The organism is Duganella sp. S19_KUP01_CR8 (genome assembly GCF_036688705.1).
GTDB lineage: Bacteria > Pseudomonadota > Gammaproteobacteria > Burkholderiales > Burkholderiaceae_D > Rugamonas.
The window spans coordinates 133,214-147,023 of sequence record NZ_JAQQPR010000013.1; the positions used below are offsets into that span (position 1 = coordinate 133,214).

The following is a 13,810-nucleotide window of genomic DNA, read 5'->3' on the forward strand; positions in this document are numbered from 1 at the left end:
GCTAATTCCGTCGTTATCTTGAAGGGCTGAAATCCATGCTTGCGCTGCTAGACAGTTTGACCCAGGACCACCGCGTTCTCCGGCTGACCACGCCGCTGGGCGCGGACACCCTGGTGGCCGAATGCCTGCGCGGCGAGGAAGCCCTGAGCCAGCCCTACCAGCTGACGGTGACGGCCCTGTCGGGCGACGCCGACATCCCGCTGAAGTCGCTGCTGGGCCAGCCGGTGTTGCTGGAACTGATGACGGCGGCCAGCCGCGACCAGCTGCGGCCCTTCCACGGCCACGTGACGGCGCTGCGCATGCTGGGCGCCGACGGCGGCCTGGCGCGCTACGAGCTGAGCATCGGCCCCTGGTACGCCTTCCTGGCCGCCGGGCGCGACAGCCGGGTGTTCCAGGACCAGACCGTGTTCGACATCCTCGACGCCGTGTTCAACGGCTGGCAGGACGCCGGCAAGCTGGTGCCGCAGTGGCGCTACGACCTGGCCGACCGCGCCCTCTACGCCAAGCGTTCGCTGACCTGCCAGTACCAGGAATCCAACCTGGCCTTCGCCGAGCGGCTGATGCGCGAGGAAGGCCTGTTCTATTACTTCGAGCACAGCGGCGACGCCGCCAGCCCCGGCCTGGGCAGCCACACCATGGTGATCGCCGACCACAACGGCAGCTTCCAGCCCAACGCCCAGGCCACGGTGCGCTTCACGCAGCCGGGCGCGGTGATGAAGGAGGATGTCATCGACCGCTGGCGCAGCGAGCTGCGCTGGACCGCCGGCGGCGTCGACCTCGCCAGCTGGGACTACCGCAGCAACGGCACGCGGCCGGCGTCGGCCGCCAGCGTCAACGCCGACCCGGCCGCGCCGGTGAGCCGCGACGCGCCGGGCGCCTACGCCTACACCACGCGCGAGCACGGCCAGCGCATCGCCGAGCGCCAGGCCGAGGCGCTGGAGGCGGGCCGCGAAATCTTCACCGGCGCCGGCACCGTGCGCACGCTCAGCGCCGGCACCACCTTCACGCTGGATGGCCAGGCCGTGCTCGACGCCGGCGATGCCGGCGAGCGCAGCTTCGTCATCACGCGCGTGGTGCACCTGGCGCACAACAACCTCAGCACCGACATCCGGCATGCGGCGGCGCAGGCGCTGGGCGTCAGCGCGCTGGCGCAGGCGATCGCGCGCGAACAGGGCGGCAGCCTGCACGCGCTGGGCGAAGGCAAGGGCGAGCGGCCGCTGTACCGCAACCGCATCGACGCCATCCGCAGCAAGCTGCCCTACCGCAGCAGCGATGCCGACGGCCACGGCCTGCTGCTGCATCCCAAGCCCACCGTGCATGGCCAGCAGACCGCGATCGTGGTCGGCCCGGCCGGCGCGGTGATCCACACCGACCGCGACCACCGCATCAAGGTGCAGTTCCACTGGCAGCGCGGCGCGCAAAGCCACAGCCGCCTGGCGCATCCGGCGCCGGACGGCCACAGCGGTGCGCCGGCCGACGACAGCGCCGGCACCTGGGTGCGCATCGCCACCGCGTTGGCGCCGGTGGCCGGCGCCAACTGGGGCGCGGTGGCGGTGCCGCGCGTCGGCAGCGAGGTGTTGATCGACTTCATCGACGGCGACATCGACCGGCCGGTGGTGATCGGCAGCGTCTACAACGGCGGCGGCGCGCGCGACGCGCAGAACAACCGGGTCAGCCAGGGCGCCGGCGTGGCGACCGGCAACGCGCCGGCCTGGTTCCCCGGCGAGAGCGGCGCGCACGCCCATCCGGCGGCGCTGTCGGGCATCAAATCGCAAACCATGAACGCCAGCCAGAGCGGCGCCAGTGCGTACAGCCAGCTGGTGTTCGACGACCATCCGGGCGAGCCGCGCGTGGCCTTGCAGCGGCACGCGTCGCCGCACGCCGGCACGGACGAATTGAACCTGGGCCATCTGCGTCACCAGAGCGACAACCAGCGCCTGCAGACGGCCGGCTTCGGCGCCGAACTGAAGACCGCGCACAGCGCCGCGCTGCGCGCCGGCCAGGGCCTGCTGCTGTCGACCGACGCCCGCAATGGCGCCAGGGACAGCCAGCTCGATACGGGCGAGGCGCGGTCGCAGATCGAGCAAAGCCATGCGTTGCAGCAGTCGCTGGCCGGGACGGCGCAAAAGCACAACGCCAAATTGAAAGATGAAGCGGAGCCGGCCAAGCTGGCCGCGCTGGCGCAGATGCAGAACAGCGGCAAGGTGGTGCAGGCCAGCGCTGCCGGCGGCGGCGGTGACGAGGGTGGCGACGGCGACGTCACGGCGTACAGCGAGCAGCATCTGCAGCTGTCGAGCCCGGCCGGCATCGCGGCCGTGACGCCGGCCAGCGCGATATTGGCGGCGGGCGGCACGAGCAGCTTGGGCGCCGGACAGGACATCAACTTCGCTGCGCAAGGCAACGCCTCCAGCGTGGTCAAGGACGGTATCAGCCTGTTCACCTACGGCAAAGCCAGCAGCGCCGACAAGCCGAACCAGGAAACCGGCATCAAGCTGCACGCGGCCAGCGGCAAGGTCAGCGTGCAGAGCCAGTCGGACGAGACCAAGGTCACCGCCGACAAGCTGGTCACCGTGGCCAGCGTCGGCAAGAGCGTCACGGTCAGCGCCAAGGAGCATGTGATGCTGACGGCGCAAGGTGCCTTCCTCAAGCTCGAAGGCGGCAATATCATGCTGCATGGTCCGGGCACGATGACGTTCAAGGCGTCGATGAAGGAATTGACGGGACCGGTCAGCGTCCCCTCCACAGAAATCGCTTACAAGGTCAACGAACTCAATCTCAAAAAGGATCTGAAAATTGAGTACCTGGATGCGGAGGGCAATCCGCTGAAAGATGAGCCTATTGATTTGAAGTTCCATGGCGGAGATGCGAAAAGTATCGTGCTTGATGGTAGCGGTATGGCGATCTTGAAGAACATTCCTTTGGGTCCGTTCGTTGCGAATCAACCCAAGCGCAAATAGAAAGAAATCGATGAACACAGTTGCTACCAAATCCGTGCAGTCGGCCGCCCAGGAAGTATGCATAGACTTGCCCGGAGAGTCTGTGCAATGCTGGCGCTCAGGCGATCACTTGAAAGTTGTGCTGCGCAAGCATCGCGACGTGATTTTCGATTTGCATCTAAAAGGTGGGGCCGTATATACGGTACAGGCGGTTGAGTCAGACTTCTACAATGTGAGGGATAAAAAACTGGTATATGCAAGCAGGTCGGAGGTGGTCACCTTTAAAGATGGAGAGCGCTTGCATTTGTGGGTCACTCGCAATTTCAAAGGGGCGCTTTTACTGAAAAGCGAAGGAAAGTTGTTGATGAAAGTGGAGCCGAACAAGCTCGATACTCATCAATATGACAACGCTCCTAAGACGAAGCCGGCACCAATTATATTGTCCATAGGACAAGCCAACTCACCTGCTAAAAAAACACCGGTGATCCCTGGTATAACACCGATGTCTGTAGAAGCAACCAAGCCTCCGCTGACCAAGCTCTCTGCCGCTCAACTGCAAAATCATATTGCGGCATCTGCACCAGACACAGAAGGATGCTCGGTGGTGTGTGTAGTTGACGGCAGTATTAAAGGAATGCCGGAGAAAATTGCGGAATACTTTAAGAAGGGGGGCGGCAAGTCCGGTTTGGCTGACTTTGATCCGTCTGAAGTCGCAACGCGGAATTGGATCTGGGGCCAAGTGGCTGGCAGTGCAGCATTTGTTGGCGACAATTGGAGTTGGCTACGTGCCAGTCTGGATAGCAAAACCAGCGAAGGGTTTAAGTTGGTGCGGGCGCAGATTCATCTGGTTCGCGGAAAGGCTCGCTTTTACTTTTCGGGGTATAGCAAATTTAATCGTGTGTTCGGCCCGGGTGGGTTTGGACCAGGCCATGAGCGCATCTTGAGTATCTTTGCCGGTGTAGGGAAAACGTCTAGTTCATTTGCCGCTATAGCCAAAGGCGTTGCGGGGAGTTTCAAAGGAAATGCCTTAGTCAGCTTTATTTTTGGGTCTGTTACGGCGGTGGCCGAGTGGAAGGATGACGTGAAAAAAGATGGATATGACTTGACGGCTGCTTTGTTCATGTCGCTATTGAAAGCAATTATTGCTGCGGCGATCGTCGTTGCGATTGTCGCGCTGGTGATATTTGTGGCTATGGTTGGCCTAGGGGCGTCACTGCCCGTTCTTGCGGTGGGGGCTCTGACTGTCGCGGCGGGGGTCGCAGTAAACTATGCCGTGGAAGCCGTGGATAAGGCGCTGGGAAGGGCCGCCACTGGAGACAAGTCTAATACTGACGGTCTGTCATCTGCCATCGCGCCTTATCTGAGAAAAGCTGGTAAGGAAATCCAAGCTGGTTGGGAGTACTTGATGCAAAAATTCCCGAGTGATTACCAGGAGTTGATCTTTTGAAAGACTTGGATGCTATTAATCCGGTATTCGCCAAGCCGAGCAGTTTTGTTTCTGTGACCGCAGCGCTGCCGTTGCTAATTAGTGCGTGTTGTCTTGCTTTGGCTAATGGAGCGGCTGAATCGGTCCCTTTTCAGCAGAACCCTATTTCGATTTTATGCATTTCGATTGTTGTCGTATCGTTCATTTTCTTGTTCGTCCCGCGAATTTTCAAGTGGGACTGGAAGGCACGTCACTTCGGCGTAAGCACTTTGTATATGAGTAGTGTGGCGATGTTTGGCGGCATTCCTTGGCTTTGTATTTTATTGTACAGCTCCGCTCCAATTTCGCTGCGTGGATTCCTTTTTTTCGCTTACGTTTCGCTGCTTGTATGGTGGGGTCTTCGATTTTTCAATCTATACCAAGATATCTATGCTGATTCCAAAATGCGATCGCGAATTTACCAAGAGGATGTGGACTGCATTTATTATCTACAAAAAGGTGACAAATCACTTTTGGATAAAAAACTGAAATTTAAACAGTTTCCTTCGGCGATATTATTCGTACTTTTTGGTGCTGCTGCCTGCTTTGCGATGATTTTCGGAAAATCATTGGTCGTTTTTTTTGGGTTGCCGTTTGTCCACCTCTTTTTAGCTATAGGTGCGATTCCGTTGGACATGATGGCTATCGGTCTTGCCGTCCGTGGATGGATGATATTTTATCGCTTGCCTGCTAGGTTGAATCGTGAATTGGGCAAGCAGGTTTATGTAGATTTGGTCGGGAAATCGAAGTAAGGGTGGGCGTTCTCAAGAACCAAGTGCACTTGATGCCATTGCCGCTAACTGCGTCAAACCGCCATTTATGGCCAGTGCTAGGGAAAGACGATGAAAACCCGCGCTAACGCAACGCTGCAGCTCGCTAAGCTGGCTGGAGTGGTGAAAAACCTGCACGTGGAACGCGATGCCAGTGGCGAGATCGGCATCGATTTCTTTTCCTGCACTGTGGACGGCGAGGTGTTGAGAGGAGGATTTCATCAGGTTGAATTCCGGAATGGCGACTTCCTCGAATTTGCCATCGGCTTTGAGACCGGCTACGCGGCCGTGTACGCCGCCAGAAGTCCAAGCCTGCTGATCTTGTGGATGCCGCCGCATCGCGTCCGGGGACACGCCATACAAAAGATCTGCGATATCAAGTGGAGCTTTTTCTACCCCACATTGGCGGTCATTCTGGTTGGGATATCCGAATTTTTTATCGACAGGGATTTTGGCAAGAACGGCTTCGCCGCCGATTTCTGGTTTTACGTCATGTGCTTTACGATCACCTTGATTATCACGGTATGGATACGATTGCGCTTCAGGGAGTTCGCCGTGGAGACAACCGAGGTGATGCGCGCATTCGGGTACGAACATCCGGAGCAGGTCGATTTGTGGGTTCGTCACAAGACGGCCCAAAAAGCACTTGCCGCTTCGACGAACGCGCTGCCGCCATTGTTGAAACCCTGGAGTTATCGCTATTGAGGCCAGGCCGGGCTCAGGAACCGGACTGCTGCACCAACCCCGCATGCGCCGAGCGGTTCAGTTTGGGATGCACAACCGGGATGGTTCGCATGGTGCTGGTGGCCGCCATCAGCAGCAGCGCGGTGGGTACGCCTTGGCCGGGTCACCTGCTGGGATAGCGGCGCTATTTATGCGGAAATTATCGATGTCGAGTCCGGTAATGACTTGTTTGATGAGCGTATCGAGTTTGCGTCTGCCGCTGGTCTGACCACGCTGCTGCTATCCTTCCTGCGCAAGCTGGGCGCCCCGCTCGGCTGACCCTCTGCCTGCCCGGCCCGAAACGGCGATAATAGCTATCCGCTTTGCTTGTTCTATAGCTAGTAGCTATTGAAACTATTGGAACAATCAATTTTGCAAATGGGGCGAAAGCCCTTAAACTGGCGTCTCAATGATTCACAACCCAACGAGGAAACCACAATGTCTCTGATCAATACCCAAGTAAAACCATTCAAGGCAACCGCATACGCCAACGGCAAGTTCATCGACGTGAGCGACGAGTCCCTGAAGGGCAAGTGGTCCGTTCTGATGTTCTACCCAGCCGACTTCACCTTCGTGTGCCCTACCGAACTGGAAGACCTGGCCGACCACCAGCCTGAATTCGCCAAGCTGGGCGTGGACGTGTACGGCGTGTCGACCGACACCCACTTCGCGCACAAAGCATGGCACGACACCTCGGATGCGATCAAAAAAGTCAACTACCCGCTGATCGGCGACCCTACCGGCACGCTGTCGCGTAACTTCGAAGTGATGATCGAAGAAGAAGGCCTGGCACTGCGCGGCACCTTCGTCATCAATCCGGAAGGCTTCATCAAAGTGCTGGAAGTGCACGACAACGGCATCGGCCGCGACGCGTCGGAACTGCTGCGCAAAGTCAAGGCAGCGCTGTACGTGGCATCCCACCCAGGCGAAGTTTGCCCAGCTAAATGGACCGAGGGCGCAGCTACCCTGACCCCATCGCTGGACCTGGTCGGCAAGATCTAAGTCCGAGCACGTCTTGAAAGAGACCGCAGCACACAAGTAATACCGCGATGCCGGTCCGGGCGTCCGGCCCGGCATACGCCTAAATATTTGTAAAAAGGAAGAAAAATCATGTTAGACGCAACTCTCAAAACCCAGTTGAAAGCCTACTTGGAAAAAGTGGTGCAACCGATTGAGATCGTCGCCTCTCTCGATGACAGCGCCAAGGCCCGCGAGATGGAAGAACTGCTCCAGGAAATCGTCCTGTTGAGCGACAAGATCACGCTGGTCAAGCGCACCGACGATGCCGAACGCAAGCCGTCGTTCAGCATCAACCGCCCGGGCACCGATATCGGCGTGCGTTTCGCCGGCATCCCGATGGGCCATGAATTCACCTCGCTGGTGCTGGCCTTGCTGCAGGTCGGCGGCCACACCATCAAATTCGACGAAGCCGTGATCGAGCAGATCCGCAACCTGGATGGCGATTACGCATTCGAAACCTTCATCTCGCTGAGCTGCCACAATTGCCCGGAAGTGGTGCAGGCGCTCAACGCGATGGCGGTGATCAACCCGCGCATCAAAGTGACCACCATCGACGGCGGCGTGTTCCCGAAAGAAGTCGAGGCGCGCCAGATCATGGCGGTGCCGATGATGTTCCTGAACGGCGAGCACTTCGGCCAGGGCCGCACCAACGTCGAAGAGATCCTGTCCAAGCTGGACAAGAACGCCGGCGCCCGCCAGGCCGCCGAGCTGAGCAAGAAAGACGTGTTCGACGTGCTGATCGTCGGCGGCGGTCCCGCCGGCGCGGCGGCGGCCATCTACGCCGCCCGCAAAGGCATCAAGACCGGCGTGCTGGCCGAGCGTTTCGGCGGCCAGGTGCTGGACACGCTGGCGATCGAGAACTTCATCTCGGTCAAGGCCACCGACGGCCCGAAATTCGCCGTGGCGCTGGAGCAGCACGTCAAGGAATACGAAGTCGACATCATGAACACCCAGCGCGCCGCCAAGCTGGTGCCGGGCAAGCTGATCGAGGTGCAGACCGCCACCGGCGCGACGCTCAAGGCCAAGTCGGTGATCCTGGCCACCGGCGCCCGCTGGCGCGAGATCAACGTGCCGGGCGAGAAGGAATACCGCAACCACGGCGTGGCCTACTGCCCGCACTGCGACGGCCCGCTGTTCAAGGGCAAGCGCGTGGCGGTGATCGGCGGCGGCAACTCCGGCGTCGAAGCGGCGATCGACCTGGCCGGCCTGGTCAAGCATGTGACGCTGATCGAGTTCGGCGCCGAGCTGCGCGCCGACGCGGTGCTGCAACGCAAGCTGCGCAGCCTGGCCAACGTCACCGTGATCGTCTCGGCGCAGACCACCGAGATCCACGGCGACGGCAAGATCGTCAACGGCCTGAGCTACACCGACCGGGTCTCGGGCGCGGTGCAGAAGGTTGAGCTGGAAGGCGTGTTCGTGCAGATCGGCCTGGTGCCGAATACCGAGTGGCTGAAAGGCACGGTGGCGCTGTCGCGTCACGGCGAGATCGAAGTCGATGCGCGCGGCCAGACCTCGATTCCCGGCGTGTTTGCAGCGGGCGACGTCACCACGGTGCCGTTCAAGCAGATCATCATCGCCACCGGCGACGGCGCCAAGGCGGCACTGTCGGCCTTCGATCACCTGATCCGCTCGGACGACGAGGAAGTGGTGGCCGAGTCGAGCGAGAAGCAGGCGCTGACCGCGTAAGCGTTCGCAGCAAAGCAAAAGGGCCGCTACGATAGCGGCCCTTTTTTTATGTCACCAGGTCGGCGCTGGCCTGCCGGGCGCGCAGCTGCATGGCGTTGCGGTGGCGCGCGCGCAGGCGCGGGTCGGTGATCAGCCGGCCCAGCGTTTCGCCGATCACCATCACCACGCCCAGCAGCGGCAGCACCAGCATCAGCCCCGCCACGCCGGCCACCGAGCCGCCGATGAAAATCATCAGTACCGTGATCAATGGATGGATGTGCAGGCTGCGTCCCAGGGTCAGCGGCATGAAGACGAAATCGTCCAGCAGCCGCACCGTGATGAACACGCCGATCGCCATGTAGGCCACCGCCGGATCGGCCGGCGCGTCGGTCGAGGCCACCATCACCACCAGCACGCAGCCGACGATGGAGCCCACGTACGGCACCCACGCCAGCATCGCCGCGATCAGGCCCAGCACCAGCGGCGACGAGACGCCGATCGCCCACAGCCCGATGGCCAGCACCGCCGTGTCGAGGATGGTCAGCTTGATCAAGCCCTGGAAGTAGCGGTGCGCGGTCTGGTCGACTTCGTGCAGCAGGCACAGGGTCTTTTCAAAGAAGGCGTTCGGCACGGCGCGCGCCAAAAACTTCTTGAAGCGCAGGCCGTCGCGCAGGAAGAAGAAGGTCAGGAACGGCGCCAGCAGCAGCGACGGCAGCCACGCCGCCACCGACACCAGGATGTCGGTCAAATGCTTCTGCACGAAGGTGCCGGTGAAGGCGCTGACGCGGCTGTTGACCGTGCGGGCCAGCTTGATCTGCTTGAGGATGGGGAACTGCTGCTCCAGCGACAGCATCGTGTGGCGCACGAACTCCAGGCCGCCGGTCAGGTATTTGCCCAGCATGTCCTGCCACGAGTCGGACGGGCCGGAATCCCAGTAGATGAACACCAGGCCGGCCACCACCAGCAACAACAGGAACACGCTGCCGACGATCAGCGTGGCCGCGTTGTGGCTGGCGCCCAGGCGGATCAGGCGCTGCATCGGCGGTTGCAGGATGTAGTACAGCACGATCCCCAGCAGGAAGGGGATGGCCAGGAACAGCATCTGCTGCAGCAGGAACAACAGCACGCAGGTGGCGGCGATGATGCCGCTCCAGACCACCGGCCCGGCGCGCTGTTGGGTCGGCAGGAAATTCATAGCGCCTCGACTTGCGGCTTGCCGGTCATCCAGTCGCGCAGGCGGCTGCCGATGTGGCGCGCCAGGGCCAGCGAGATCTTGTAGCCGATCACGGCGTCGGTCTCCATCAGGCCCATGAAGTCGGCACGGAAGAACACCGCCAGCTCGCAGTTGTCCAGCGCGCGCGTCTGCGCGTTGCGCGGCGTGTTGTCCAGCAGGGCCAGGTCGCCGAAGAAGGAGCCGGCCGACAGCTCGGCCACCACTTCGCGCGTGGCGCCCAGCTGGCGGCTGATGATCACGCGGCCCGACATCACCAGGTACAGCGCCTGGCCTTCCTCGCCCTCGTCGAAGATGATTTCATCGGCCAGGTAGCGGCGCTCGTGCATCAGGCCGTCGACGATCTTCAGTTCGAGCGGGGTCAGCGTGGAGAACAGCGCCGATTCCTTCAGGCGCAGCAAACGCGGCGACAATGCGGGCGATTTCAGGAAACCAAAGATCAAGGGAACTCCGTGCGGGGCAAGGTGCGCGGACCGGGCCGGCCCGGCTTTATCGTTCCAATGATAACTTAAAGTTGCACGGTAGCGGACAGCGGCAAGGCCGGGTCGAGGTGGCTGGTGAGCAGGATGCACTGGCGCGCCAGCCGTTCGGGCGCCGACAGCTGTTGCCGCAGATAGGCCATGGCGTCCGCGTCGAGGCCGTTGAACGGTTCGTCGATCAGCAGCAGCCGCACCGGCAGCGCCAGCGCCAAGGACAACTGCATCTTCTTGTGCTGGCCCAGCGACAGCGTGGTGACCGGCTGGTCCAGCGTGTGCAGCAGGTGGAAGGCTTGCAGCTCGGCGTTGAGCAGCGCGGCATCGGTGTTGGGATACAGCGACAGGTGCAGGTCGAGGATCTCGCGCACGGTCAGCCACGGCAGTTGCGGCGTGTCGCCGCCGCAGTAGTAGCACTGCAGGCGGTAGGCCAGCGGCTGGGCCTGGATGTCCAGGCCGTCCAGCGTGATGGCGCCGGCATGCGGCGTCAGCGCGCCGCCGGCCAGTTTCAGCAGCGTGGTCTTGCCGGCGCCGTTTTCGCCGCGCAGCCAGGTGATGCCCGCGCCCAGTTGCAGGTCGTAGCGGCGGAACAGCGGATGGCTGGCGAATTCAAAGGTCAGCTGGTCGATGCGCAGCACGGGGTTCAATTCCATAGTTCGCTTCCAATGGCAGTCAGGATGATGATGGCGCTGATGACCAGCCCAACGCGGCCGCGCACGCTCAGGCGGCGCAGCGAGACGACGGCGACCTGGGCGACGCCGGCAAAGCACAGCCACACGGTGGCGACGGTGGTGCTGTAGCCGGCGCTGTCGGCGCGGCCCAGGTGGCCCAAGGTCAGCAGCGCGAACCAGGCCATCACGGCCAGGCCGGGCAGCAGCGTCGACACGCGCGCAAAGCGGAACAGGCGCTCGATGCGCGCCGGCCACGCCGCCGCGACCGGGCGCAGCAGGGCGATCTGTTCGGTGACGGCCTTGTCGCCGCGGTCGGTCAGCAGCATCAGCAGGATCGCGGCGTTGAAGCCCCACAGCGCCGGCGGCACCACGGGCGGATGCCACAGCCACACGGCGATGCCCAGCGCGGCGCCCAGCAGCAGCGCGGTCTGCTGAATGCCGACCACGTTCTCGGCGCGCCAGAACGGCAGCCAGAACAGCTGGCGCCAGTGATACAGCGCGGTCCGCATGCGTTGCGCCCGGGCGCCGGCGTTGGCGAATGCGCGCGGCGCATAGGGTCCAGGCGCGCGGCGGTCGGGGTCCAGCCTGGCGGCGGCCGGCAGGCGGCAGCGCTGGGCCAGCACCAGCGTCGAGATGATCCAGCCCAGCAGCAGCGAGCCTGTGGTCAGCAGCAGCGCCTGCGGCGCGACCGGTCGCAGCCAGTCCGGCCATTGATACAGCCAGATGGTGGTGGAAATTGCGTAAGCCACGCTCAACGGAACGATGATCATGCCAGCCACGGCGATATTGGCGCGCCATTGCAGGCCGGCTGGAATCGGCAGCGGACGGCACCACAGCAGCGCCTGCGCCGGCAGCAGCCGTTTGCGCAGCAGCCAGACCGGCGCGCTGGCGACCAGCGCCTGGCCGGCGAACAAGCCCAGCGCCTGCGGCCACGGCCGCGTCGCCGCAAACAATCCGGGCAGGGCCAGGCAGGCGATCAGCCCCACCAGCACCTGGCCGAACCCGAGCAGTATGTATTCCAGCGAAGTCTTGAAACTGGCGACGAACTGCAGCATCGCCTGGTGCGCCATGCGGATGCGGAAACGCAGATAGGGAGAGCAAGACGTGGCGGAGAGAATCATGCCGGGAGAATAACACCCGATGCACAAGCCTAAGCTTAATCGCGTATTAATCGACGCAGAAATGATTAAGGGCCCGACGAATCGGGCCCTTAAAGGAATTTGGCGGAGCGGACGGGACTCGAACCCGCGACCCCCGGCGTGACAGGCCGGTATTCTAACCAACTGAACTACCGCTCCAAATTTCGTTGTTTCTGTTTTCTTGGTGGGTGCTGAGAGGGTCGAACTCCCGACCTACGCCTTGTAAGGGCGCCGCTCTACCAACTGAGCTAAGCACCCAGAAAACATATCAGCTTTGCTTCACTACTTTGTCACAACTGCTGAACGAGGCCGTATTCTACAAGCTGGTTTATCCGTTCCGCAAGGGGTTTTGTAAATTATTTAGAATTTTGTTTGCGGCCCCGCTTTCCGGTGTCACCATAGCCGCGCGCCAAACACCAAGAATAAGGACCGCCAGCATGCGCCACCACGATCACCAGCTCGATTCCTTGTACCGCCGCGTCAGCTGGCGGCTGATGCCTTTCCTGTTCCTGTGCTACGTGGCCGCCTACCTGGACCGGGTCAACGTCGGCTTCGCCAAGTTGCAGATGCTGGCCGACCTGCGCTTCAGCGACACCGTGTACGGCATCGGCGCCGGCATCTTCTTCATCGGCTACTTCCTGTTCGAGGTGCCGTCCAACCTGCTGATGACGCGCACCGGCGCCCGCATCTGGATCGCCCGCATCATGATCAGCTGGGGCGTGATCTCGTCGGCGCTGATGCTGGCCAACAGCGTGGCGACGTTTTACCTGCTGCGCTTCCTGCTCGGCGCGGCGGAGGCCGGCTTCTTCCCGGGCATCATCCTGTATCTGACGTACTGGTATCCGGCCCACCGCCGCGCGCGCATGGTGGCGCTGTTCATGAGCGGGGTGGCGGTGGCCGGCGTGGTCGGCGGGCCGCTGTCGGGATGGATCATGAAAACCTTCGCCGGACTATATGGCCTCAGCGGCTGGCAATGGCTGTTCCTGCTGGAAGGCTTGCCGTCGGTGCTGATCGGCGTCTGGACGCTGTTCTACCTGGACGACGGCATCCGCAGCGCCAAGTGGCTCAGCGAGGACGACAAGCAGCGGCTGGAGCACGCCATCGTCGAAGACGGCCGGCATCAACAGCGCCTGCCGCTGGCGCAGGTGTTCGGCAGCGGCAAGGTATGGCTGCTGGCGCTGGTGTACTTCCTGTTCGTGATGGGTTTGTACGGCGTCAGCTTCTGGCTGCCGCAGCTGATCAAGAACAGCGGCGTCAAGGACGTGCTGGATATCGGCCTGCTGACGGCGATCCCGTACTCGGTGGCGGCGGTGGTGATGGTGCTGGCCGCGCGCCACTCGGACCGCAGCGGCGAACGGCGCTGGCACGCGGCGGCGGCCGCCGTGGCCGGCGCGCTGGGCCTGGTGGTGGCCACCGTCTACAGCGACAACACCATTATCGCCATGGCCGCGCTGAGCGTGGCCACGGCCGGCATCCTGACCACCTTCCCGATCTTCTGGAGCCTGCCGACCGCCATGCTGGGCGGCGCGGCGGCGGCGGCCGGCATCGCGCTGATCAACTCGGTCGGCAACCTGGCCGGCTTCGCCAGTCCCTACCTGGTGGGCGCCATCAAGGATGCGAGCGGCAGCACCGCCAACGGCATCTATCTGCTGGCGGCCAGCCTGCTGGCCGGCGCCGTGCTGGTGGTGGCGCGACGATTACCTGGGACGTAATCGCC

At 62.3% G+C, this 13,810-nt stretch carries 11 protein-coding genes, 2 tRNA genes and 1 pseudogene; 8 read left to right on the forward strand and 6 right to left on the reverse strand.

Going from position 1 to position 13,810, the window contains the following annotated elements:
* The first annotated feature begins 35 nt into the window (after nt 1-35).
* From V6M89_RS15010 to ahpF, 7 genes and pseudogenes are all read left to right on the forward strand, one after another.
* The gene (locus V6M89_RS15010; RefSeq protein WP_332853913.1) at nt 36-2,957 is read left to right on the forward strand and encodes a type VI secretion system Vgr family protein; all 2,922 of its coding nucleotides are present in this window, start codon (nt 36-38) and stop codon (nt 2,955-2,957) included.
* Between the two features lie 109 nt (nt 2,958-3,066).
* On the forward strand, nt 3,067-4,383 hold the full coding sequence (locus tag V6M89_RS15015) for a hypothetical protein (protein WP_332853914.1): 1,317 nt from the start codon (nt 3,067-3,069) through the stop codon (nt 4,381-4,383).
* Entirely contained in the window at nt 4,380-5,153 is a 774-nt protein-coding gene (locus tag V6M89_RS15020; RefSeq protein WP_332853915.1) for a hypothetical protein, read from the forward strand. The genes V6M89_RS15015 and V6M89_RS15020 overlap by 4 nt, the downstream gene beginning before the upstream one ends.
* 90 nt (nt 5,154-5,243) lie before the next feature.
* On the forward strand, nt 5,244-5,876 hold the full coding sequence (locus tag V6M89_RS15025; RefSeq protein ID WP_332853916.1) for a hypothetical protein: 633 nt from the start codon (nt 5,244-5,246) through the stop codon (nt 5,874-5,876).
* Nucleotides 5,877-6,017: 141 nt separating this feature from the next.
* Nucleotides 6,018-6,173 (forward strand): annotated as a pseudogene (locus V6M89_RS30420) (immunity protein TriTu family protein); the annotation flags it as partial.
* Nucleotides 6,174-6,332: 159 nt separating this feature from the next.
* A complete protein-coding gene (gene ahpC / locus V6M89_RS15030; RefSeq protein ID WP_020703761.1) occupies nt 6,333-6,896 on the forward strand; it encodes an alkyl hydroperoxide reductase subunit C in 564 nt (187 codons plus the stop codon).
* A 108-nt stretch (nt 6,897-7,004) separates the two neighbouring features.
* Nucleotides 7,005-8,600: an alkyl hydroperoxide reductase subunit F gene (ahpF, locus tag V6M89_RS15035; RefSeq protein WP_332853917.1), complete on the forward strand. Its 1,596-nt coding sequence runs from the start codon at nt 7,005-7,007 to the stop codon at nt 8,598-8,600.
* A 46-nt stretch (nt 8,601-8,646) separates the two neighbouring features.
* On the opposite strand, the gene V6M89_RS15040 is transcribed toward ahpF, so the two are convergent.
* The 6 genes from V6M89_RS15040 to V6M89_RS15065 all read right to left on the reverse strand — a co-directional run bounded on the left by V6M89_RS15040 (nt 8,647) and on the right by V6M89_RS15065 (nt 12,351).
* The gene (locus V6M89_RS15040; protein WP_332853918.1) at nt 8,647-9,774 is read right to left on the reverse strand and encodes an AI-2E family transporter; all 1,128 of its coding nucleotides are present in this window, start codon (nt 9,772-9,774) and stop codon (nt 8,647-8,649) included.
* Complete coding sequence (locus V6M89_RS15045) at nt 9,771-10,253, reverse strand: cyclic nucleotide-binding domain-containing protein (protein WP_332853919.1); 483 nt, start codon at nt 10,251-10,253, stop codon at nt 9,771-9,773. The genes V6M89_RS15040 and V6M89_RS15045 overlap by 4 nt, the downstream gene beginning before the upstream one ends.
* 65 nt (nt 10,254-10,318) lie before the next feature.
* Entirely contained in the window at nt 10,319-10,936 is a 618-nt protein-coding gene (locus V6M89_RS15050; RefSeq protein ID WP_332853920.1) for an ABC transporter ATP-binding protein, read from the reverse strand.
* On the reverse strand, nt 10,927-12,075 hold the full coding sequence (locus V6M89_RS15055) for a hypothetical protein (protein WP_332853921.1): 1,149 nt from the start codon (nt 12,073-12,075) through the stop codon (nt 10,927-10,929). Before V6M89_RS15055 ends, V6M89_RS15050 begins: the two co-directional genes overlap by 10 nt.
* A gap of 100 nt (nt 12,076-12,175) precedes the next feature.
* Nucleotides 12,176-12,252: transfer RNA gene (locus V6M89_RS15060), tRNA-Asp, on the reverse strand.
* A gap of 23 nt (nt 12,253-12,275) precedes the next feature.
* Nucleotides 12,276-12,351, reverse strand: a tRNA-Val gene (locus V6M89_RS15065).
* Nucleotides 12,352-12,530: 179 nt separating this feature from the next.
* On the opposite strand from V6M89_RS15065, the gene V6M89_RS15070 reads away from it, so the two are divergent.
* A complete protein-coding gene (locus V6M89_RS15070) occupies nt 12,531-13,805 on the forward strand; it encodes an MFS transporter (protein WP_332853922.1) in 1,275 nt (424 codons plus the stop codon).
* The last annotated feature ends 5 nt before the right edge of the window (nt 13,806-13,810 follow it).